The following is a 22,426-nucleotide window of genomic DNA, read 5'->3' as shown; positions in this document are numbered from 1 at the left end:
CACCCGCCCGGCATCCGTCCCCGCCCCTCAGGAGCTGCCCTTCATGAGCACCACCGTCCTCGTCGCCGGCAACCACTTCATCCGCCCGGACCTGTTCACCCGGGCCGTGCGAACGGCGGCCGGGGACACCCCGCTGGACGTACGAGAGATCCGGTTCGACTGGCCGCACACCCCGCTCGGGCCGGTCGCCGAGGTCATCGAGGCCTCCGGCAGTGAGGACGAGATGATCGAGGCGCTCCGGGGAGCCGAGATCTGCGTCACCGAACACGGCCCGCTCACCGAGCGGATCCTCGACCACTGCCCCGATCTGAAGCTCTTCTGCACCAGCCGCGGCGGCCCGGTCAACGCCAACGTCGAAGCCGCCACCCGGCACGGCGTCGCGGTCTGCTACGCCCCCGGACGCAACGCCACCGCCACCGCGGAACACACGCTCACCCTGCTGCTCGCCGCCGCCCGCGGTGTCGGAGACACCCACACCGACCTGCGCCGGGGCGTCTGGCGCGGTGACTACTACGACTACGACAACTGCGGCATCGAGATCGACGGCGCCACCGTCGGACTGATCGGCTTCGGCGCCATCGGCAGCCGGGTCGCCGGGATCCTGGTCGCGATGGGCGCCCACGTCCTCGTCCACGACCCCTACGTCCGCCCCGAGGCGCTGGCCGGCCTCGCCGAACAGGTCTCCCTCGACGAACTGCTCACCCGCTCCCGCATCGTCTCCCTGCACGCCCGGGTCACCGAGGAGACCACGGGCATGATCGGACGCCGGCAGCTCGCCACGATGCCCCGCGGCTCGGTCCTGGTCAACTGCGCCCGCGGCGCGCTCCTCGACTACGACGCGGTCTGCGACGCCCTGGACTCCGGGCAGTTGTCGGGCGCCGGCTTCGATGTCTTCCCCGAAGAGCCGCTGCCCGCCACATCCAGGCTGCTGACGGCCCCCGGTGTCGTCCTCACCCCGCACATCGCGGGCGGCAGTCAGGAGGTGGCGCACAAGGCCGCGCGGATCGTCGCCGCCGACGTCGGCCGCTATCTGCGCGGCGAGCCGTTGGTCCACTGCGCCAACCCCGAGGTACAGCGGCGCGCGGGCTGAGGACGCCTGACGGCAACGCGCCGGCAGAGCGGTGCGCACCGGGCGAAGAAAAGGAATCTTCCGTGCCGTGTCGAGAAACCGTCATCCGCTCCGACGTCCCCTGTGAGAGTTGCCCGCATGGGGCGGCCCCGCACCGAGGGAGCGAAACGATGAAGTATCTGGTGATGGTCCAGGCGAGCCAGGCCGACTACGAGGCCATGCGCGGCAAGGGCTCCGAGCACAGCCCCGCATGGAGCGAGAAGGACGTGCAGGCCATGTTCTCCTTCATGGAGGCCGTCAACAACGACCTTGCCGAGTCAGGGGAACTCGTGGACGGGCAAGGCCTGGTCGAGCCCGCGCAGACCCGGTTCGTGAGCGCGGGCGAGGACGGCCGGCCGGTGATCTCGGACGGTCCGTACGGCGAGACGAAGGAACTCCTGTGCGGATACTGGGTGCTGGACTGCGAGAGCCTCGAACGGGTCACGGAGATCGCGGCGCGCATCGTGCAGTGCCCCCAGCCCGAGGGTGTTCCCGACTACCCCGTGGTCATCCGCGCGATCGACGAGGGCGGAGACGACGTGCGCAGGTGACGTGCACGCACGACATCGAGGGCCTGCCGCGTCCGTAACCGCCGCGGCAGGCCCTCGATGTGCTCGTACGGTTCGCCGCTCACGGAGGACCTGTCCATCCGCAGTCGTCGCACAGAAGCGGACGCACAAAAGACAGACGCACAAAAGACAAAGGCAAGGAGGTCACCCACTCCTTGCCACTCTCAAGGTATAGCGCAGCGGGGGCCTTGCGGCAAGGCCCGGGTCGTGATGCAGAATCTCCGACCGAAGCCAGAACCTGCCGAAATCAGAGATTCGCGACGTACGTGCGCTTCTGGTGGCGCACGGGTCGCGCGGGAGCAGCTGGCTGAATGCACCTTTGCCGAAACGGGGGTTTTCATGATCGACGTGATCGTTGCCGGCGGCGGACCGACCGGCTTGATGCTGGCCGCCGAGTTGCGGCTGCACGGCGTCCACGTGCTCGTGCTGGAGAAGGACACGGAGCCGACCCCGTACGTCCGCGCGCTCGGCCTGCACGTGCGCAGCATCGAGGTGATGGACCAGCGCGGTCTGCTGGAACGGTTCCTCGCGCTCGGCACGAAGCACCCGGCGGGTGGCTTCTTCGCCGGGATCGGCAAGCCGTCACCCGAGCGACTGGACACCGCGCACGGGTATGTTCTCGGCATCCCGCAGCCCCTCATCGACCGTCTGCTCGCCGAGCGTGCCACCGAGCTCGGCGCCGAGATCCGGCGCGGCGGCGAACTGGTCGGGCTGAGCCAGGACGACGCCGGGGTCACCGTCGAACTCGCCGACGGCACGCTGGTGCGCTCGCGCTACCTCGTCGGATGTGACGGCGGCCGCAGCACGGTGCGCAAACTGCTCGGCGTCGGCTTCCCCGGCGAGCCCACCCGCGTCGAGACGCTGCTGGGCGAGATGGAGGTGGCCGCGCCGCAGGAGACGGTGGCCACCGTCGTGGCCGAGGTCCGCAAGACCCACTTGCGGTTCGGCGTGGGGCCGCTCGGCGACGGGCGGTACCGCGTCGTCGTGCCCGCCAGGGGAGTGGCCGAGGACCGCGCGGTCCCGCCGACTCTCGATGAGCTCAGGCAGCAGCTCCGGGCGTTCGCCGGTACCGACTTCGGCGTGCACTCACCGCGCTGGCTGTCCCGCTTCGGCGACGCGACCCGGCTGGCCGAGCGCTACCGGGTCGGCCGGGTGCTGCTGGCCGGCGACGCGGCGCACATCCACCCACCGGTCGGCGGGCAGGGCCTCAACCTCGGCATCCAGGACGCGTTCAACCTCGGCTGGAAACTTGCCGCCGAGGTCGGCGGCCGGGCGCCGGAGGGACTGCTGGACAGCTACCACACCGAACGGCACCCGGTGGCGGCGGACGTGCTGACCAACACCCGCGCGCAGATGGAGCTGATGTCCACCGAGCCGGGCCCCCGGGCGGTGCGTGGGCTGCTGTCGGAGCTGATGGACTTCGAGGACGTGAACCGGTACCTGGTCGAGAAGATCACCGCGATCGGAGTCCGCTACGACTTCGGCGAAGGACATGATCTGCTCGGCCGGCGGATGCGGGACGTGGGGCTGAAGCGGGGTCGCCTCTACGAGTTGACGCACGGCGGCCGCGGACTGCTGCTCGACCAGACCGGCCGGCTCTCGGTCGAGGGCTGGTCGGACCGGGTCGACCACGTCGTCGACGTCAGCGAGGAACTGGACGTGCCCGCGGTGCTGCTGCGCCCGGACGGCCATGTGGCATGGGTCGGCGAGGACCAGCAGGACCTGCTCGGCCGGCTGCCCACGTGGTTCGGCGCCCCTGCCGGCTGAGCGCGAGGTCGCGGCTCGCGGGGACGGGCCACCGTGCATGCCTTGGACCGAACTGGTCGTTCGTCGAGGACAGTTGCAGGGCGGCCCGCCCCGCCTCCACCGGCACGTCCAACGTCTTCGACCAGGGCCGCTCAGTCGTCGAGCAGGGCCGCTCAGTCGTCGAGCAGATCGGCGAGGTGTGCGCCGAGTCGGTTCTCCAGGTCCCCTTCCTGCTGCATCCCGCGCTTGAACAGGGCTGCGACCCGCTGTTGGGTTTCCGGCCAGGCAAGGGCGGCCCCGAAGGCGTTGCGGCCGTCGAGGAGACTGTCCACGGACGGCAGGGAGACCCGGTTGACGAGGTTCTTCGCCGTCTCGATCGGGCGTCGGTCGAACGAGGCGATGCGCCGCGCGAGGGTGTCGACGAAGCCGTCCAGCTCGCTGTCCGGCAGGGACCGGTTGACGTAGCCGTAGCGTTCTGCGGTGTCGCCGTCGAAGTCGTCGGCGCCGAGGATGATCTCCAGCGCGCGTCCTCGTCCGGTCAGCAGCGGAAGGCGCTCCGTGCCACCGCCGCCGGGGATGACCCCTGCCCCCACTTCGGGCTGGCCGAGGACGGCGTTCTCGCGGGAGGCGAAGCGCATGTCGCAGGCGAGGACGAACTCGCTGCCCACGCCGCGGACGCGGCCGCGGATCTTCGCGATGCTCACCACGGGGGACGTCGAGAGGCGGACGAAGGTGTCCGTGGGGACGGACAGGCCGGAACGGCCGGCGGTACCGGCGATGTGGGCCGACTTGCCGGTCATGTCGAAGTGGGCGAGATAGAAGTCGGCGTCGGCGCTTTCGAATACGACGACGCGGAGTTCCGGACTGGTGTCCATCCGCGCGAGCAGGTCCTGCAGGCCCTCGAACACGGTGTGGTCGACGACGTTGAGGGGTGGGTTGTCGAACAGGACCCGCCAGTACGCGGGTGACTCCTCGATGATGCGCAAAGGTGCTGCAGTCTCAGTCATGCCGTCCATGCTAGATCCTGAGTTTCGATTTGCAAGTCAACCTTCGGTGACCTGCCCCACGTCGCTGGTCGCCGATCGCTGGTTGCGCGGTCCCGGGCCGGTCGATCGCGGACAGGCCCCGGCGACCGACGTGGGTGTCGTGGTCGTGGGCAGGTGTTCAGGGCTTGGGTGTGAGGTGCTGTTCGGCCCAGACGAGTTTGCCGTCCGGTGTGTGGCGGGTTCCCCATCTGCGGGTCAGTTGGGAGACGAGGAGGAGGCCGCGGCCGTTCTCGTCGGTGGTGTGGGGGTGGCGCAGACGGGGGTGGCTGTTGCTGGTGTCCGTGACCTCGCAGGTCAGTGCCTCGTGGCGGATGATGCGCAGGCCGATCGTGCCGCTGCTGTGGGTGATGGCGTTGGTGACCAGTTCACTGATGATGAGTTCGGTGGAGTCGGCCAGGTGGTCCAGCCCCCATCGGCGCAGTTGGCGGGTGGTCAGGGCCCGGGCTTGGCTGACGAGCGCCGGATCGGCAGGGAGTTGCCAGGAGGCGGTCTGCTCGGGGCCGAGTGCGTGGGTGCGGGCGAGGAGCAGGGTGACGTCGTCGCGGGGTGCCTCGCTCGACAGCGTGTCGACGGCGGATGAACAGAGGCTCTCCAACGGCTGGTCGGGCTTGGCCAGGGTGGTGGCAAGGCGGTCCATGCCGGTGTCGACGTCCTGTCCGCGGGCCTCGACGAGGCCGTCGGTGTAGAGGGCGAGGACGCTGTGCTCGGGCAGTTCCAGGGTGACGGACTCGAAGGGGACGAGGCCCACGCCCAGTGGGGCTCCGGTGGGCAGGTCGGGGAACGTGACATGACCGTGCGGGTCGATGATTGCGGGCGGCGGGTGGCCGGCCCGGGCGATGGTGCACTGTCGGGTGACGGGGTCGTACACGGCGTACAAGCAGGTGGCGGCCATGGTCGCGGTGTCCGGGGCGTGGGGGTCGGTGTCGGCCTCGGCGAGGCGGAGGGCTTGCTCGTCGAGGCGGGCGAGCAGCTCGTCGGGCGGCATGTCCATAGCGGCCAGGGTGCGTACGGCGGTGCGGAGTTGGCCCATGGTGGCGGCGGCGTTGATGCCGTGGCCGACCACGTCGCCGACGACGAGGGCGACGCGTGCGCCGGAGAGGGGAATCACGTCGAACCAGTCGCCGCCGACACCGTGGTGGCTGTCGGCGGGCAGGTAGCGCCAGGCGACGTCGGCCGCTGTCCCGCCGGTCACGTGGTGGGGGAGCAGATGGCGTTGCAGGGCCAGGGCCGCGGAGCGTTCGCGCGCGTACTGGCGGGCGTTGTCCAGGGACAGCGCGGCCCAGCTGACCAGTTCCTCGGCCAGCAGCAGATCGTCCTCCTCGAACGGCACACGATCCGCGGTCCGCACGAACACGGCCACGCCCAGCACGGCGCCCCGCGCATGGATCGGAACGATCATCAAGGAGTGCATCGTGTGATCGTGGATCGCCGCCCGCACCGCGTCGTGATGGTCCAGCCATGTCCCGGGGGAGGTGTCCAGCACGGGCTCGAAGTGGGACTGTCCGGAGAGCAGGACGCTGGTGAAGGGCGATGCCGGCGGGACCAGGACCGGCTCTCCCCGCGCGCACAGGGACTCCGGGGCTCCCTCGTTGACCGAGGCGAGGCCCGCGCGCCGGAAGGCCGGGATGCGTCCGCCCTCAGGGTCCGTCCGTGCCTGGGGCTCCTCACCGAGCAGGACGGACTCGGCGAGGTCGACGGTGGCGTAGTCGGCGAGGAGAGGCACGGTGAGGTCGGCCAGTTCCTGACCGGTCTGCATGGCGTCCAGGGTGGTGCCGATCCGCTTCCCGGCCTCGCCGAGGATCGCCAGCCGCTCCCGCGCCCGCCGGCTGTCGCTGACATCCACGCTCACGGCACACACGCCGAGCGCATGACCCTCACCGTCGTCGATGCGGAAGACGGAGGCCGCCAGCGCGGGCTCACGGTGCGCATGCATCGGCAGGAAGGCACGGTATTCCCTGTTGATCGCCGGCATGCCGCTCTCCAGCACCTGGCGCATCACCGACTCGATCGATTCGGCGTCCTCGCCGGGCGCCGCCTGCGTCAACGTGCGCCCCAGGCGCCGCTGCAGAGGGATGCCGTCCTTGAGGCCCTGGGTGTCGTTGACCCAGGTGCAACGCAGCTCGGTGTCGCGTATCACCACACCGACCGGCAGCCGGCTCGGAAGATGCAGTGCGCCCGTCAGTGACTCCATGCCCGATCCGTCCGCGACCCATGACGGGGGCGTCTCCTTGTCGGTGGCCGCCACGAGCCACTGCGCCCGACTGTCCTGGCCGGTCAGCGGCTGCACGCACAGGCGTACGTCGATCCTGCGACCGTCGCGGTGGCGGACCCCTGTCAGGCCGGTCCAGCGGGACGGGGCACTGTCCGACCCGGCGAGCGCCGACGCCTTTGCCCGGTCGTCGCTGCCCGCCAGCAAGGCGGTACCGGAACGGCCCACCACGTCCGCGGCCGCGTGGCCGACGAGCTGCTGGGCGGCCTGCGTCCATCCGACCACCGTTCCCCGCGCATCCAGCAGGGCGATCGCCGTGCCGAAGCTCTGGAAGGCGGTCTGGGCGGCGGCGATGGCCATTGGTGCGGAACTGCCCATGGATCGTCCTCTCTGTGTCCTGCGGGGGTGAGCCTCTGTGCCGTGCGGGGATGAGATGCGCTGGGGAAGTGGGCCGTGCGCGTGAGTGCCGTTGACCGGCCGTCGTGGTGCTGCCGTCCCCGGGGCCGACCCGGGAGGCCGAACCGGTGGGGCGGCACACAGTCCGGTCGTGAGGGCTCGCTGCGTAGGGCTCGCTGTGTCATCGCCGACAGCAGGAAGTGGGCTCCTCCGGTCGGCTTTCGACGGGGCGGGGCGTCAGGCGACGGGTGGCGCGCTCACCGGCTGTGACAGTGCGGCCTTGACGCGCCGGGTCTCCTCGTCGACGAGGACTTCGAACCGGTCGCCGGCCAGGGCTTGCATGGTCAGCTCGGCGACGGTGGCGGGGCTGACCTTCGGCGCGTCGGTCCAGGCGCTGAGATCCGTCTCCACGAAGCCGACGTGTACCCCGACGACGAGGGTTCCCTGTGTGTACAGGGCCCGTCGCAGCGCGTCCGTCAGTGACCACTGCGCGGCCTTGGAGGCCGCGTAGCCGGCGAACTGCGCCTGGCTGGCCCAGGAGGCCAGCGAGAGCATGTTGACCAGTGCTCCACCGCCGTTGCGGGCAAGGGCCGGGGCGAAGGCCCGTGAGACGGCCCAGGTGCCGAAGTAGTTGACCTCCATGGCCTGGCGCGCACCGTCGAACGAGCCTTCCAGGAGCTTGGTGCCCGCGCCGCCGATCCCGGCGTTGTTGATCACGATGGAGACGTCGTCGGCGACGGCGGCGGCCGCGGCGACGCTCTCCGGGTCGGTGACGTCGAGACGCAGCGGGACCAGGTCGGGATCCGTCACGTTGGCCGGGTCGCGGGTGGCGGCGTAGACCTTGGCCGCGCCGTGGTCGATCAGTGAGCGGGCGAATGCGTGGCCGATGCCGCGATTGGCGCCCGTGACCAGGGCAACTGAACCTTTGATCTCCATCGTGCCTTCTTCCTTCTTTGCAGGCGGCCCGCCATGTCCAGGCGGGTCGCTCGGTGGTTGGTGGTAGGCGGTTGTCGGTTGGCCGACGTGGCCGGCCGAAGCTGGGGGTGTCCGGCTGTGACGGCGCTGCCTATGGCTTCCACATTAACGTCTGGATTTAGAAACGCAAGTCAGGGTGCGGGTGGATATCGGGTAGCAACGAGTGACATATCGCCACTCAGGGTTGTGTGGTGGTCTGGTTCGCGGCCTGAATTGCAAGAGGAAACCCAGGGTGTAGACTCACTGCTGCACCATGCGACAGCCGGGCGAACGCGGGACCGGCACCACGTAGGAGGTGGACAGTGCCAACCGGACGGCAGTGGTCAGGCCCCACGAACGACGAGCCGGCCTGCTCCATCGAGCGCAGCCTGCAGATTCTCGGCGAGCGCTGGTCCCTTCTGGTACTCCGCGAGGTCTTCGCCGGCAGGCACAAGTTCGCCGACATCCAGTCGTCCCTGGGCATCGCGTCGAACTTGCTCAGCGCCAGGCTCAAGCTGCTTGTCGAGACCGGCGTACTGAGTACGAAGACCTATCAGGAGCCGGGCAGCAGGCCGCGACAGAGCTACCACCTGACACCAGCGGGGCGTGAGCTGTGGGTGGTGCTGGCCGCGCTCCAGCAGTGGGGCGACCATCACCGCCCGCGCCCCTCGGGCCCCTCTGCGGTACGTCGGGTGCGATCCACCGGTCAGCCTGTCCACGTCGGGTTCGTCGACGAAGACGGTCAGGAAGTGCCCGGCACCGATGTCGTCATGGACAGGTCGGACACGGCTGCCAGGACCTGAGGCCTGAGACCGCTGTCAGGACCTGACACGGCTGCCGGGGCCTAACCGCGGCCTGAGCCCAGCCGAATCGGCCGTCCCGTGCTTTCATGCCGAAAGAGCTTCGCCGGCTGCTCCCGCTGTTTGCTGGACACCCCGCCCGCCCCGGCACCCTCCATGCTGTCGTTGCGCCCGCCTTCTCCACGCCTCTGCGTGACGCCGGGCCGGTGCACTACCGCGCGACGACCACGGCGTGCCCGTCGTCGCTGTGCCCGCCACGGGGCCGAACTTCGACAATCCCATCGCTTCAAGCGGGCCCCCTAGGTGTGCAAGTGGGCGACGCCCTGGCTGTGGGGGCACCCCGGGGGCGGAGTGACATGCGCCGAGATCGAGAGCGCGGGGTTCAGCACGAGTGCGGCCGTTCCGTCGCAAGCACCCGGGGTCACCGTCCGCGGTCACCGCGGCTGACTTACGGGACGACGCCGACGAGGAGGGGCTTGTCATCGACCTCCCGCGAAAGCCCCACCTGAAACTCCTGTTCAGCCAGCACCAGCATGCCTGTCACGCCACAAGCGGTTCCCGCTGAGCCATCGTCCGAGATCAGCCCGGCCGATCGCATCGCGGACAGCAGGCGGTCCGGGTCGGAGCCATGTCGGATCCACGGCATGCCGGGGTCGAACGAACAGACTTCCTCACCATTCGCGGCATAGGAGAACCACGGGATGGTGGCCGTGCTGACCAAGGCCACCATCTCGGTGCCGGCCGAGACCGAGCCGATCACACCCTCACCGAGCACATGCGCAGCCCAGCTCTGGATCGCAAACGCCCACCCATCGCACTCTCCTGCGCGCAGGACCTCGCCTGCCTCGTCATCCAGCTCATGCTCCTCGGCATCCTCGCGCGTCATCGGCGATCCGGCCGCTTCACAACCCAGGCGGGCGAGCAGCTCTGCCGACTGCAGATCGCGGACAAAGACGACCGAGAATCCTTGAGGGTAGGACTCCGCAAGCCACTGCACACCGTCCGGCGACACCGTCATGCCTTTCCGTCACAGGGGCAGTCAGGCTAAGTCATGGAACCGGCGCTGCTAGGACTTGTCCGGCCGATCATGGGTGTAGGCGGTCAGGGATGATGCCCGGGTGAGCATCATCGTGAAGTTCTTCATGGCGCCGGACGACACGTCAGCGGCTCTGACCCTCGCGACCGGACCAGGGCGGGCATGCGAGTCGCTCTCCTTCGGCAACTTCGATCCTGAGGAGGCGGTGGTCGAGTGGGAATGCCTTCTTGTCGGCGGCAGCTTCGAGGAACTCGTCGAAGCGGGCGAGCCACGTATCGTCGCTGGCGAGGACAACGGCGGATGTGCCGTCTTCGCGATCTCGCCTGGCCTGTCCACTGCACTCGCAGACGCTGAGCGCCCCAGGTTGCGTGACCTGGCTGCCTCGTGGGTTCAGCTCCTGGCGGAGGAGGGCGAGAACATCGACACAGAGATCGCCGACGCGATCGTGAGTGACCTGGCCGCTCTCGTCAGCAGCGCCCGTCGCCAGAGGCAGGGCGTCTACTGCTGGGTCGCGTAGGCACGTTCGGAGCCAGATGGCGAGGGCGGAGCTTGCTGGTGAACCCGCCGCGCGAGCGGCCCAGGCCCTCACCTCCAGCACCACCTCCGCCAGGCGGGCGACGAGGCTCTGCCACGGTGTCTCGTCCTGGTGTTCCACCCCATCGACCCCCTTTGAGGCAGGTGCCGGTGGTGGTTCGGTGCGGGCTATGGGCTCATCCCGATCAGCCGCACCACGTCCACATCCACGTCCGTGCCCCGATCCCGGCCGGTTGCTGCGCGCCGGCTCCAGCACGCGCAGGCTTTGGTACGTACAGCCCGGCCCGTCACGGAGGACACGGCATCACCGTCCGGTCCTCGCTGCGGAGCTGACGCGTGATCAGGCAGGCGGCGGAACCGGGACACTCTTCGTGGCGGTCGTTGCATGCGGCCTCGTCTCGTCCTCGGCGCCCGTGAGTGCTTGTTGCGCCAGTGCTTGCGGGTGAAGGTCGCGGAGTTGGAGAGAGCGCTGTTGGAGGTCGGCGAGTTCTGGGCCGAGTTCTTTGCGGATGTCGGCTTGAGCGCTGTCCGAGAAGGAACGGACCTTGCGTGTGAAGGCGGAGATCTCGGAGATCGCCTTGGGGAGTTTCTCCGGCCCGAGGACGACGATCGCGATCACGAAGATGGTGACCATTTCGAGCGGGCCTATGTCGAAGAACATGTGTGCCCTCCTTTGGGGGGCGGGGCGGGGAGGCGCAGTGAGGTGAAGTGCAGTGCGGAACACGAGGGACGCCGACTCAGCGACCGGGGCGCGACGCGTCGGAAGTGGGAAGCGGTGAGGGCTCGTCGGGGCTGAGACGTGCCGCGCGTGTGCGGCCGCGGCGGCGGTCGTTGAGCCAGGAGACGGCGCAGGCGGCCAGATAGAGCGCGGTGATGGGGCCGGCGAGCGCGAGCATGCTCAGCGGATCACTGCTGGGCGTGGCGATGGCGGCGAAGACCGCGATGCCGATGAGCATGTGCCGCCACCAGCCCGCCATACGGGCGGCGCTGAGGACGCCTGCCACGTTGAGCATGATGAGGAGCAGAGGGAGCTCGAAGGACAGCCCGAAGACCACGACCATACGGGTGGCAAGGTCGAGAAAGTCGTCGACGGGCAGGATGTTGGTGGCCTGGTCAGGGGTGAAGGAGATCAACACCCGTGCAGTCGTGGGCAGGACGGCATAGGCGAACGCCGCCCCGATCAGGAACAGCGGGATGCCCGTGGCGAGGAAGGCGAGGGTGTACTTCCTCTCGCCGCGGTGCAGTCCTGGGGCGAGAAACCTCCACAGCTGGTAGAGCCAGACGGGACTCGCGCCGATGAGGCCCGCGGTCAACGACACCTTCAAGGCGAGGGTGACGGGCGAGAGGAGACCGTTGGTGGCGATGACGCCGCATCGCCCGGCGGGCGTCGTGCCGCTCCCTTCCCCCGGGGTACAGCCCGGCAGTGGCGCGATGACGAAGTCGGTCAGTTGCTTGTAGAACAGCCCCGCGACAACGGTCGTCACCATGACTGCGGCGATCGCCTTCACCAGGCGCATCCGCAGCTCGCGAAGGTGGCCCATCAGGGGCATGTGCCCCTCAGGGGCCTGAAGGGTGGCTGCGAGCACGAGCAGTCCTCCGTTTCTCTCTCGCCGGCACAGTCCGGCGTCAGTGCGTACCGACGGCTTCCTGGGTACGGGCCCCCGCCGCAGCGGTGTCCTCCTGCTGCCCGGGTGCGGCAGCGAGGGGGCGCTGGGACTCGATCCGGCTTGCGGAGTCGGCAAGTGCGGGGGGCGGGCCCGCGGCGGTGGTTTCGTCCTCGCGGGTGCGCATGGCCTTGGTCTCGGTCTTGAGGATGCGCATGGACTGGCCGAGCGAGCGCGCCATGTCGGGCAGGCGCTTGGCACCGAAGAGGAGGATCACGACGACGAGGATGAGCAGGATCTCGGGTGCGCCGAGTTTGCCGAACATGATGAGGCCTTTCGTGTCGGGAGCGGTGATCGCTCCGCCGGGGGAGAGGGAGGGAGGGACGGAGAGGGAGGGAGAGGAAGCGAGACGGGGAGGGGCGGGCGAGGGCAGGTGCCTGCCCTCGCCCGCACGGGTGTCTAGCGAAGGGACCGGAATCCCGCGCGAAGCTCATCCGTGAACAGGCGCGGCTGCTCCCAGGCCGCGAAGTGCCCGCCCTTGGGGAGCCTGTTGAAATGGATCAGCTGGGGATAGGCCTTCTGTGCCCAGCTCTTCGGGGCTTGGAAGTTCTCGTCGGGGAAGGCGCTCACGGCAACCGGGATGGAAACGCCGTTGGGGACGAGGGAGTACTTGTTCTCCCAGTAGAGACGAGCGGAGGAAACCGCCGTGTTCGTCAGCCAGTACAGCGTGATGTTGTCCAGGATGTCGTCCCGCGTCAGGCCTTCCTGGTGTCCGGCGAACACCCGGGATATCAGTTCCAGACTGCGCCCGTCGTGGTCGAGCATGAAGGTCGCGAGTCCGACGGGCGAATCCGTCAGTCCGGTCAGCGTCTGCGGGCGGGAACCCATGATGCGGGCGTAGGCGAGGTGCTTGTAGGTGAATTGCAACTGCTCGTACGCCTGCTTCTCGTCGCCCGAGAGCCCGGGGGGCACCGGGCTGCCGGTTGCGAGAGCCTTGGCGATCTCCGGCGGCACCACGCCGGGCAGGTTGGTGTGGATGCCGAGCAGTCCCGAAGGCTTCTGCACAGCCATGAGATCCACGATGAGCGCACCCCAGTCGCCGCCCTGCGCCACGTACTTCGTGTATCCAAGGCGCTGCATCAGCTCCGTCCAGGCGCGCGCGATCCGGTCGGGGCCCCAGCCGGACGTGGTCGGCTTGCCCGAGAACCCGTAGCCGGGCAGAGACGGGATCACCACGTGGAAGGCGTCCGATGCCTTCGCCCCGTATGCCGTGGGATTCGTGAGCGGTTCGATGATCTTCAGCTGCTCGATGACCGAGCCCGGCCATCCGTGGGTCACGATGAGCGGCATCGCGTTCTTGTGCTTGGAGCGGACGTGGATGAAGTGGATGTCCAGCCCGTCTATCTCGGTGATGAAGTTCGGCAAGGCGTTCAGCTTCGCCTCGACCTTGCGCCAGTCGTACTCCGACGCCCAGTAGCGCGCGAGTTCCTGGGTCGTCGTGAGCGGCACGCCCTGCGAGTGGTCCACGACGGTCTCGTGCTCGGGCCAACGGGTGGACACGATGCGCCGACGGAGATCGACGAGATCCCTTTCCGGGAAATGGACACGGAAGGGACGGATGCTCCCGCCCGCTGCCGGGCCGCTGCCGGCTCCCCTTTCGGCCGCTGCGGCCGGCCGGGCGGGGAACAGGCTGGCGGATCCCGCGACCGCCGCGGCCGTCGCGGCGGCCGAGGTGGAAAGGAATGCCCTTCGGGAGTGCGGCGGAAGCATCTCGGACATGGTGAATCTCCTTGGGAATGGGGAATGTTCGAGTTCGTTGAAAGGGTGGTGTGGTGCGTGGGTTTCGACGGGGCCGGTTTCAGCGGTCCATGGGGGCGGCCGCGGCCGGTGTACCGCGCCCGTGAGTGTTCATATCGATGTGCTGGAACTGCTCGACGATTCGAGCGGGACTGGGCAACAGTGCGGACCGACGGCGGCGAACACGCGGTGATCGGCCGGCCTGAGGAGGCGATCCGGCGTCGTTGCCGACGCGGACGCGGTCCAGCAACTCCTGCAATTCCAGCAGCTCGTACGACTCGTCGGCTGCGGCAGGCCGTGCAGGTGATGCTCCTCGGCTCCGGAAACCTCGGTCCGCGAACCTCGGCGCGCGAGACGCCGAGCTGACCGGTGTGACCGGTGTGACCGACAAGGCTCTGCCGGAACTGGAGTTGAACCCTTACCTCGAGTGTTTCGCCGAGCGCATGTCTCTCACCTCGGCCGGGTCGCCGGTGGCGGCGCAGGCCTTGGCCGCGCCGTGGTTGATCGGTGAGCGGGCGAATGCGTGGCCAAGGCGGTGATCGGCGCCTGTGCTCAGGGCGGGTGATCGTGTGACGAGCATGTGATTCCTCTCCGACGGGCGTGCCTTGTCTCAGGCGGGTGCTCGATAGGTGGGTTGGCTGGTCGGGGCCGGCAGAAGCGGGTGTGTGTCCGGCTGTGATGGGCTCGACGGCCCCTGCCGCACCGTCCGGCGCGGCCGGAATGGCGTCCCGCGGTCCGGTGTCGGCCGGGCGGCTTGCAGGTCCTGCGCCGCCCATGGCCTCCAGGTTAGCGTCTGGATTTAGATATGCAAGTCAGAATGTGGGTGGATGAGGGGTAGCAACGCCTGATCTGCGTCTTCCAAGAGTTTTGGGATGCTTCGGGCTGGCGTGATCCGCCCCGCAGGTCAGCTGTCCCTCCCGTCGCGGAGCCGGGGGCGCTGCGTGGAACCGCGAGCGGGATGTCCAGGACGCCGGTCGCGGCGTCGCGCACGCGGGCGTCCTCGGGCTGGCGGTCCAGGAAGTCTCCGCCGCCGGGTGCCGCGGTCAGGTCATGCGCGGTCAGGGCATGCGCGGTCAGGTCATGCGCGGTCAGGGGCATGCGTGGTCGGAACATGCGCCGTCAGGACATGGCTGTCACATCAGGTGGCGGCCAGGCGCGCTGACCTGCGTGGCCGCTCCATCGTCGAGCCGGTCGACGACGATCATGGCGACATCGTCCGCCAGGTGGCCGCCGGTGTGGCGGAGCAGTAGCTGGTGCAGCTCGTCGAGGAACTCCTGCGGGGTGGTGTCGGCGCGCATTGCCTGCATGGCCTCGGGCAGGAGGAAGAAGTCGTTGTTCCGGTCGCGGGCTTCGATCACACCGTCGGTGTACAGCAGCAGACGGTCGCCCGGCAGGAACGGATGGCTCTCCGGCTTCTGGGGAGGGCCGGTGACGAGGTCTTCCAGGCCGAGGGGCGGCATGGGGACGGCGGGCATGAGGGCCTGAACCCTGCCCTGGTGCAGCAGCAGCGGGGGCGGATGGCCACGGTTGATCAGGTGCACGACGTGTTCGTCGGGCACCTGGGCGATCAGCGCGGTGGTGAATCCCTCCGTCAGGGCTTCCTCGTCGTAGGCACCTGGATTGGCGGCCTCCCGTCGCAGCGCGGCCGCGCAGTGGTCCATGACAGTCACCAGCTCGTCCTCGTAGTGCGCGGCATCCCGGAAGGCGCCCAGCGCCACGGCGACCGCGCGGATGGCGTTCAGCCCCTTGCCGCGGACGTCGCCCACGATCATCCGGACGCCGTACGGAGTCTTCACGGCCTCGTACAGATCGCCGCCGACCTGTGCCCCGGTCCCGGCCGCGAGGCACAGGCTCGCGGCCTGCGCCGGGCCCATGCGCGGGGGGACGGGCCGCAGGATGACCTCCTGCGCGGCCACGGCGATCCGGCGCACCTGGTCGAGCTCGCTCTGGCTCTGCCTGCGCATGGCGCTGCTCGTGATGAAACCGGCCACGGAGACGAGGGTGAGGGCCAGAAAGTTGGAATAGACCTGCAGCGTGCCCCACGCCTGGTTGTAGGTGGCGGTGGTCACGCTGATCGCCAACGCGAGAGCCACTGCCGCGGTGGTGCCCTTGGGACCCATCGTCACCGCGGCCAGCGCCGGGGTCGCGGTGAGGAGGGGGCCTGTGTAGATGAAGTGGGCGGGGGTGAGTTCGATGATCAGCACGGCGAGCGCGATCGCGAAGGGCACACACTGCGCGAGTGTGAGCAGGACCCGGCTGTGACCGTCCACTCCTGGTCGAGGATGTGGGCGCAGGAGCGACTGCATGAATACAGCCTGCCTCGCCGAGGGCCGCTGTGGCCTCCTGGCCCGTGACCCGTGACGTGGACCCGTGATCCGTGGTCGGCAGCCCTTGGTGGCCGCTACATCCGCCAGGTGAGGCCTGAGAGCGCGTCTGCGACCTTGTCGCCCTGACGTGGTCCCTGCATGCCCGGCCGTGGCGCCCCCTACCGCGATGAGTTCCGGCCGGGTCGCGAGTCTGATCTGGTGACCGTCGTAGCACCTCAGTCGTAGTACCTCACACGTAATACGTAGCTGCCCGGCACGAGACGACACCACGGAGGACACCATGACGACCACCCCGGACGACCCGACCGGCGCGCTGCCCGGCCGCCCAGCCGTGGTCGACCTGGCCACCTGGCAGACCGCCCGTGACGAGCTGCTGGTGCGCGAGAAGGCCCATACCCGCGAGGGCGACGCCATCGCCGCGGCCCGCCGCCGGCTGCCGATGGTGGAGCTCGACGGGAAGACCGAGGTCGTCGGAGCGGACGGTCCGGTCCCGTTCCTGGACCTGTTCCACGGCCGCGACGAGCTCCTGGTCTACCAGCACATGTGGTACGACGGTGCGCCGCACCAGGGCCAGTGCGAGGGCTGCACCACCACGGCCTGGCACCTGAAGGACGCGGTCTACCTCAACGCCCGCGACGTCTCCTTCGCCATTCTCACCACGGGCCGGTGGGACGAGGTGGCCTCGTACGTCGAGTTCATGGGCTACACCCAGCCCTGGTACTCGGTGCGCGACGTGGAGGCGCCGGTCGGCGGTGCCATGGGTTACCTCACCTGCTTCCTGCGCGACGCCGACCGCGTGTTCCTCACCTACTCCACGACGGGCCGTGGCAACGAGCGGGTCAACGCGTCCCTCGGCCTGCTCGACATGACGCCCTACGGCCGCGGCGAGGCGTGGGAGGACAACCCCGAGGGCCGGCCCGAAGGCCGCGTCCCGTGCTGGTCCTGGCGCTCGGACGCGGACGGGAACGCCACCTGGGGCCCGACCAGCCGCCCCGTACCGCAGTGGACCCGCCCCGGCGCGACCCCCGTGGAGACCCTCGGCCGGCCCGGCCACCACCACTGACGGGCCCTGGGGCTCGACGGTATCGGAACACGGAGGAGCGCGTCCGTCGGGTGGGTCTCAACGCCGTGCGTGGCGGATCTTCAACCGTCCGAACCCCATGGTCCCGGAGATCCGGATCCTCGGCCCGCCGGGGAGGGCCGGCAGCGAGGGCTTGTAGCGGGTGTCCTTCCACCCGGTGTGCAGATCGTCGAGGTCGACGATCGCGTCGCGGGGCACCGTGATCTTGGCTCTGCCGGTGCCGAGTTGCAACTCGATGTCGACGACCGGGTGCTCGATGACCGCCCGGGACAGGTCCAGGTGCACCCTTCCGAACGCGGACGCAACCTTGAGGATCCGAGGCACCCGCCATGCGCCGCGCCGCTTGATCCGTCCGCCGGCGGCGGCAATCGTGGACGTGGTGCCCGCTTTCCCCTCCGGGAGCGAGGCCAGAACCGGCACAAGCTCGCTGTGCGTCCTGGCGGTGAGCACCTGGTGGAGGCGTTCGTCCATCTCCTCGTGCGAGATGTGCCCTTCGGCGTACGCCTCCTGCACGCGCTGCACGGCCGTGTCGCGGTCGTCTTCGCTGAGCACCGGCGGCCGGTCTTCCGGCAGAGAAGTCACCGTCCCACCCTAGGGGTTGTCCGGCGATGCCAACGGGCCAACGTTCGTAGCGGGCAAGCCACGCGATCGGCGGCCGACCACTCGTCATGAACGCCGTGGACGGCCTGCCCGGCCCGGGGAACCTGCGTCGTCAGCACGAGCCGTGACCGAGGCCGACGGGATCTGCGGCGTAAGCAAGGTGGGGGAAGCGGAACTCGGTGCGGCTGTAGCCGATCGTCCCCGGGCGCAGCACCGTGCTCGGAAAGTCGGGGCGGTTGGGCGCGTCGGGGAAGTGTTGAGTCTCCAGGCACACCGCGCTGTGGCGGCCGTGCGAGCGGCCGGCGCCGTCCGTCAGCGTGCCGTCGAGCTGGTTGGCGGTGTAGACCTGCACACCGGGTTCCGTCGTCCACACCTCCATGACCCGCTTCGCGGCCGGCGCGACCAGCCGGGCGGCGCGCCGCAGTTCGCCGTCGTCCCGCGCGGTCAGCACCCAGCAGTGGTCGTAGCCCTCGGCCTGCCGGACCTGGTCGTCGGCCGCCAGGAGCCGGTCCCCGATGAGCTGCGGGGAGGCCAGGTCGAAGGCGGTGCCGGACACATCGGCGATCGGGCCGTCGGGAATGCCGTCCATGCCGACGGGCAGATAGGCAGCGGCGTCGACCTGGAGGGTGTGGCCGAGGATGTCGCCACCGCCGGCGAGGTTGAAGTAGGCGTGGTTCGTGGTGTTGACCACGGTGGGCCGGTCCGTCACCGTCGTGTACTCGACCGACAGCGTGCCCGACGCGTCGAGCGCGTACGTGACGGTCGTGTCGAGCGCGCCGGGGAACCCCATGTCGCCGTCCGGGCTGCGCAGTGTCAGCCGTACCGCCGCGCAGTCGCCCCCCGTCAGCGCAGTGGCGTCCCACACCTTCGTGTCGAAGCCTTCGGGTCCGCCGTGCAGCGCGTGGCGACGGTCGTTCACGGGGACCTGGTACGTGGTTCCGTCGAGGGTGAAGCGGCCGTGGGCGATGCGGTTGGCGTACCGGCCGATGAGGGCGCCGAAGTAGGGGTTCTTCCCGGCGTACTGGTCGACGGAGGCCAGCGACAGGACCACGGAGGCGGTGTCACCCGCGGTGTCGGGTACGCCGAGGGTGTGCAGGATGCCGCCGTAGGTGAGGATCTCGGCGTGGACGCCGGAACGGGATTCCAATCGCCACAGGCCGACGTCCTGGCCACTCGGGGCGGTGCCGAACGGTGTGTGGTGCACGGTGGGTCGGCGCATGATCAGTCCTCTTGGCGAGCGGGCTTTCACAGGGGAACGTCGGCGGCTGGCGGGGGACCGGCCGACCCGTCGTGGCCGGTCCGTCCAGGCCCCGCTAGGCGCCGGTACGGCGGGTGCGGGTCGACTCCCTGACGATGAGGCGGTATCCGGGCCTGATGCGCTGCGGCTCCGACAAGGTTCCCCCGGCGAGTCGTTCCACGAGCCGGTCGACGGCCAGGCGGGCGATGGCCGGCTTGTCGGGCGAGACGGTCGTGAGGGTGACGGCGCCGTAGCGGCTCTCTTCGATGTCGTCGAAGCCGACCACGGCGACGTCGGCGGGGACCTCGAGGCCACGCTCGGTGAGGGTCCGCATGGCCCCCAGGGCGATCAGGTCGTTGTACGCGAACACGGCGTCGGGACGTTCGCCGCGCTCCAGCAGCTCGGCCATGGCCGCGGCGCCGTCGGCACGGCCGTAGCCTTCCGTGGCGACGACCAGGTTCTCGTCCGGCCGCAGACCGGCCGCGGCGTGCTCCTCCCGCCAGCCGCGCAGGCGCAGATGGGCGGGTCGGCGCTCCCGGCTCGTACGCGAGCCGAGGAAGGCGATCCTGCGCCGGCCGAGGTCGAGAAGGTGGCGTACGGCCGTGCGCGCCGCCGCCACGTTGTCGATGGCGATCTGGTCGTACGGGGCCTCGTACTCGCGCTCACCGAGCAGCACCAGCGGGGACGACTCCTGCCGGGCGAGCAGATCCTCGTTCTCCAGATGGATGGGGCTGAGGATGAGTCCGTCGATGACGTGTGCCCGGAACTCCTGGCTGACCAGCACCTCCCGCTCGCGCAGGCCGGCGGTGTGGTCGACGAGGACGGTGTAGTCGTGCACGGCCGCGGCATCGATGACGGCTCCGGCCAGCTCCGCGAAGTAGGGGTTGCCGAGTTCGGGGACGGCGAAGGCGATGATGCCCGTGCGTCCCTTCCGCAGATGACGCGCCGTGAGGTTGGGCCGGTAGCCGAGCTCGTCGATGGCCTGCTGCACCCTGGCCCGCATCTGGGGTGTGACGTGGGGGTAGTTGTTGACCACGTTCGACACGGTCTTGATCGACACGCCTGCCCGCTGCGCGACGTCCTTGAGGCTGACGCCCACGGCACTCCTCTTACTCGTCTTACTCGGCTTTGTTCGGCTGGGAACGGGACGGGTGTCCGGCGCTTTCCTGGCTCCGGTGCTTCCGGTGCTTCCGGTGCTTCCGGTGCTTCCGGGCTCCGGGCCCCCGGGCCGGTGCCGGGACCCGGCGGTCTCGCGTCCGCGGGATCCCGGCCGGTTTCAGACTGTTCTTCGGTTACGTGCCAGATAACGCTGCGCGACCACGACGAGGATAAGGAACCCGCCGCTGACCACGGACTGGTACGAGGAGTTGAGCGAACCGATCTGGTTGATGAGGTTCTGGATCACGGCGAGCAGGAGCACCCCCCACAGGGTGCCGCTGACGGATCCGGCGCCGCCGACGAGGAGCGTTCCGCCGATGACCACGGCCGCGATGGCGTCGAGCTCCATCCCGGTGCCGACGATCGTCACACCGGAGGACAGCCGCGCCGCGTTGATGGCCCCGGCCAAGCCGGCCAGGAGCCCGCTGAGCAGATAGACGATGAACCTGGTGCGGGCGACGGGCAGCCCCATGAGGGTCGCGGCGTCGCTGCTGCCGCCCACGGCGAACAGGGTCTGGCCGAACGAGGTGCGCTGCAGCACCAAGCCCCCGGCGCCGAAGAGCGCGAGGGCGATCAGGATCGGATAGCCGAATCCCCAGACGGTGCCCTGGCCGAGTTCGGCGAACGCCGAGCCCTTGGGCACGAGATAGGTCGTGGCGCCTTCGTCGGTGATGGCCAGAAGCAGCCCGCGGGCGCCCAGCAGGGAGGCGAGCGTGACGATGAAGGGCGCCATGCCCGCCCGGGCGATGAGCACACCGTTCAGCGCGCCGATCGCCCCGCACACGGCGAGCGGTACCAGCAGGGCCGGCACAACACCCCCCTGCGACGCCCACGCGGCGAGCACGCCGCCGAGGGCGAAGACCGAGCCGACGGACAGGTCGATGCCGCCGGTGATGATCACCAGCGTCATGCCCAGCGCCACGACGGCGAGGAAGGACGCCTGTACGGTCACGCCGCGGGCGTTGTCGAGGGTGGCGAACGTGGGGTAGACGAAGGAGGCGATCAGGACCACGAGCAGCAGGACCGCGAGGACACCCTGACGCTGGACGAGCGAGGCGAGACGTTCCTTGCCGGAGAGCCCGGAGAGCCCGGAGAGCCCGGAGAGCCCGGTCAGCCCCGAGAGTCTGGAGAGCCCGGTCCCCGACGGTTCCGTACCGGCTCCCCGGCCGAGGGGCGCGGGCGCACGGGTTCCGCTCCGGGAGGCGGCGGGTGGTGAGGTGAGTTTCATCGGGATCGGCGCTCCCGTGCGACGTAGACGGCGACGATGATGATGGCCGCCTGGGCGATCTGGGCGGTGGAGTCGGGCAGGTCGTGCTTGACGAGGGTGGCGCGCAGCAACTGCATGAGCAGCGCACCGGCGACGGTGCCCAGCACACGGATGGAGCCGCCGGTCAGCGGGGTCCCGCCGACGACGACGGCGGTGATCGCGGACAGCTCCATCAGGTTGCCCAGCGAGGACGGGTCGCTGGCGGTGAGCCGGGCGGTGGCGAGGATGCCCGCCAGCGCGGCGAGCACGCCACACAGGACGTAGACACCGGTCAGGACGCGTTTGACGGGCAGCCCGGCAAGCGTCGCGGCGGAGCGGTTGCCGCCGATCGCGACGATCTGCCGGCCGAAGGTCGTCCGGTGGACGAGGAAGGCCACGGCGAGCGCCAGCACGGCGGCGATGAGGACGACCAGCGGGATGCCGAGGAAGCTGCCGGTGCCGAGGGACAGCAGATCGGGATTGGCGATCTGCTTCAGCCGGCCGTCCGCCATGACGAGGGCGATGCCGCGGCCACCGACGAACAGGGCGAGGGTGGCGACGATGGGCTGGAGCCCCACCACGGACACCAGTGTGCCGTTGACGGCGCCGACCACAGCTCCGGCGAGCAGCGCGATGAGCAGGGCGGGCACGAGCCCGTAGCCGAGGTACAGCGGCAGCAGCGCCGCCGCCAGCGCCATGGCGGAACCCACCGAGAGGTCCACGCCTTCGGTGCCGATCACCAGCGCCATGCCGAGCGCCACGATGACGACGGGGGCCACCTGGATGAGCTGGGTGCGGAGGTTGTCGACGGTGAGGAAGTGTTCGGTGAAGAGCGCGTTGAAGACCAGGAGCGCGGCCACCGCGGCGTAGACGCCGTACTCCTGGAACCATGCGGGACCGCTCGGCCGTGACGGGCTACGGGTCGGCGCTTCAGTCGCCTGGGTCGCCTGGGTGGTCACTGCTTCACGGTCCTTTCTG

Annotated in this window: 20 protein-coding genes; 6 read left to right on the top strand and 14 right to left on the bottom strand. The window is 69.6% G+C overall.

Translation table 11 applies throughout. The annotated features are described in order from the left end of the window. Positions 1-43 precede the first annotated feature (43 nt). The 3 genes from OG766_RS01075 (at position 44) to rox (ending at position 3,444) form a co-directional block, all read left to right on the top strand. Positions 44-1,090, top strand: coding sequence for a 2-hydroxyacid dehydrogenase (locus tag OG766_RS01075; RefSeq protein WP_266377671.1), 1,047 nt, complete (start codon positions 44-46; stop codon positions 1,088-1,090). Positions 1,091-1,239: 149 nt separating this feature from the next. Then, on the top strand, positions 1,240-1,659 hold the full coding sequence (locus tag OG766_RS01070) for a YciI family protein (protein WP_266377674.1): 420 nt from the start codon (positions 1,240-1,242) through the stop codon (positions 1,657-1,659). Between the two features lie 357 nt (positions 1,660-2,016). After that, positions 2,017-3,444 carry a rifampin monooxygenase gene (gene rox / locus OG766_RS01065; protein ID WP_328724291.1) on the top strand — a complete coding sequence of 476 codons (1,428 nt, stop codon included), beginning with the start codon at positions 2,017-2,019 and terminating at the stop codon, positions 3,442-3,444. Between the two features lie 152 nt (positions 3,445-3,596). On the opposite strand, the gene OG766_RS01060 is transcribed toward rox, so the two are convergent. The 3 genes from OG766_RS01060 to OG766_RS01050 form a co-directional block, all read right to left on the bottom strand. Continuing rightward, on the bottom strand, positions 3,597-4,430 hold the full coding sequence (locus tag OG766_RS01060; protein ID WP_328724290.1) for an enoyl-CoA hydratase/isomerase family protein: 834 nt from the start codon (positions 4,428-4,430) through the stop codon (positions 3,597-3,599). Positions 4,431-4,587: 157 nt separating this feature from the next. Next, a complete protein-coding gene (locus OG766_RS01055; RefSeq protein ID WP_328724289.1) occupies positions 4,588-7,056 on the bottom strand; it encodes a SpoIIE family protein phosphatase in 2,469 nt (822 codons plus the stop codon). 255 nt (positions 7,057-7,311) lie between these two features. Continuing rightward, the gene (locus OG766_RS01050; RefSeq protein ID WP_328724288.1) at positions 7,312-8,010 is read right to left on the bottom strand and encodes an SDR family oxidoreductase; all 699 of its coding nucleotides are present in this window, start codon (positions 8,008-8,010) and stop codon (positions 7,312-7,314) included. Between the two features lie 341 nt (positions 8,011-8,351). Here OG766_RS01050 and OG766_RS01045 point away from each other — a divergent pair, with 341 nt between their 5' ends. Beyond that, positions 8,352-8,831 (top strand): winged helix-turn-helix transcriptional regulator, encoded by a 480-nt coding sequence (locus OG766_RS01045; RefSeq protein WP_266377689.1) that lies wholly within the window; start codon positions 8,352-8,354, stop codon positions 8,829-8,831. A gap of 445 nt (positions 8,832-9,276) precedes the next feature. On the opposite strand, the gene OG766_RS01040 is transcribed toward OG766_RS01045, so the two are convergent. Next, positions 9,277-9,846: a DUF6461 domain-containing protein gene (locus OG766_RS01040; RefSeq protein WP_328724287.1), complete on the bottom strand. Its 570-nt coding sequence runs from the start codon at positions 9,844-9,846 to the stop codon at positions 9,277-9,279. A 100-nt stretch (positions 9,847-9,946) separates the two neighbouring features. On the opposite strand from OG766_RS01040, the gene OG766_RS01035 reads away from it, so the two are divergent. Continuing rightward, positions 9,947-10,381 carry a hypothetical protein gene (locus tag OG766_RS01035; protein WP_266377695.1) on the top strand — a complete coding sequence of 145 codons (435 nt, stop codon included), beginning with the start codon at positions 9,947-9,949 and terminating at the stop codon, positions 10,379-10,381. 357 nt (positions 10,382-10,738) lie between these two features. Here OG766_RS01035 and tatB read toward each other — a convergent pair whose 3' ends face one another. From tatB to OG766_RS01010, 5 genes are all read right to left on the bottom strand, one after another. Beyond that, on the bottom strand, positions 10,739-11,059 hold the full coding sequence (gene tatB, locus OG766_RS01030; RefSeq protein WP_266377698.1) for a Sec-independent protein translocase protein TatB: 321 nt from the start codon (positions 11,057-11,059) through the stop codon (positions 10,739-10,741). Between the two features lie 76 nt (positions 11,060-11,135). After that, positions 11,136-11,948: a twin-arginine translocase subunit TatC gene (gene tatC / locus OG766_RS01025; protein ID WP_266378389.1), complete on the bottom strand. Its 813-nt coding sequence runs from the start codon at positions 11,946-11,948 to the stop codon at positions 11,136-11,138. 76 nt (positions 11,949-12,024) lie between these two features. Further along, positions 12,025-12,327, bottom strand: coding sequence for a Sec-independent protein translocase subunit TatA (gene tatA / locus OG766_RS01020; RefSeq protein WP_266377701.1), 303 nt, complete (start codon positions 12,325-12,327; stop codon positions 12,025-12,027). Positions 12,328-12,461: 134 nt separating this feature from the next. Then, entirely contained in the window at positions 12,462-13,781 is a 1,320-nt protein-coding gene (locus OG766_RS01015) for an epoxide hydrolase family protein (protein WP_266377704.1), read from the bottom strand. Between the two features lie 1,151 nt (positions 13,782-14,932). Next, positions 14,933-16,069 carry a PP2C family protein-serine/threonine phosphatase gene (locus OG766_RS01010; RefSeq protein ID WP_328724286.1) on the bottom strand — a complete coding sequence of 379 codons (1,137 nt, stop codon included), beginning with the start codon at positions 16,067-16,069 and terminating at the stop codon, positions 14,933-14,935. A 337-nt stretch (positions 16,070-16,406) separates the two neighbouring features. Here OG766_RS01010 and OG766_RS01005 point away from each other — a divergent pair, with 337 nt between their 5' ends. Continuing rightward, positions 16,407-17,189 carry a DUF899 family protein gene (locus OG766_RS01005; protein ID WP_328724285.1) on the top strand — a complete coding sequence of 261 codons (783 nt, stop codon included), beginning with the start codon at positions 16,407-16,409 and terminating at the stop codon, positions 17,187-17,189. 57 nt (positions 17,190-17,246) lie between these two features. On the opposite strand, the gene OG766_RS01000 is transcribed toward OG766_RS01005, so the two are convergent. From OG766_RS01000 to OG766_RS00980, 5 genes are all read right to left on the bottom strand, one after another. Next, positions 17,247-17,789, bottom strand: coding sequence for a DUF1707 SHOCT-like domain-containing protein (locus OG766_RS01000; protein WP_266377716.1), 543 nt, complete (start codon positions 17,787-17,789; stop codon positions 17,247-17,249). Positions 17,790-17,919: 130 nt separating this feature from the next. Next, positions 17,920-19,026, bottom strand: a complete 1,107-nt coding sequence (locus OG766_RS00995; protein ID WP_328724284.1) for an aldose epimerase family protein — start codon at positions 19,024-19,026, stop codon at positions 17,920-17,922. A 94-nt stretch (positions 19,027-19,120) separates the two neighbouring features. Then, on the bottom strand, positions 19,121-20,143 hold the full coding sequence (locus OG766_RS00990; protein ID WP_266377721.1) for a LacI family DNA-binding transcriptional regulator: 1,023 nt from the start codon (positions 20,141-20,143) through the stop codon (positions 19,121-19,123). A gap of 177 nt (positions 20,144-20,320) precedes the next feature. Next, complete coding sequence (locus OG766_RS00985) at positions 20,321-21,430, bottom strand: ABC transporter permease (protein ID WP_266377724.1); 1,110 nt, start codon at positions 21,428-21,430, stop codon at positions 20,321-20,323. Further along, positions 21,427-22,407, bottom strand: coding sequence for an ABC transporter permease (locus OG766_RS00980; RefSeq protein WP_328724283.1), 981 nt, complete (start codon positions 22,405-22,407; stop codon positions 21,427-21,429). The genes OG766_RS00985 and OG766_RS00980 overlap by 4 nt, the downstream gene beginning before the upstream one ends. Positions 22,408-22,426 lie beyond the last annotated feature (19 nt).

Origin of the sequence: Streptomyces sp. NBC_00259, assembly GCF_036181745.1 — a bacterium.
Taxonomy (GTDB): domain Bacteria; phylum Actinomycetota; class Actinomycetes; order Streptomycetales; family Streptomycetaceae; genus Streptomyces; species Streptomyces pratisoli.
The sequence above is the reverse complement of the archived record's forward strand: the minus strand, read 5'-3'. Positions and strand labels throughout refer to the sequence as shown.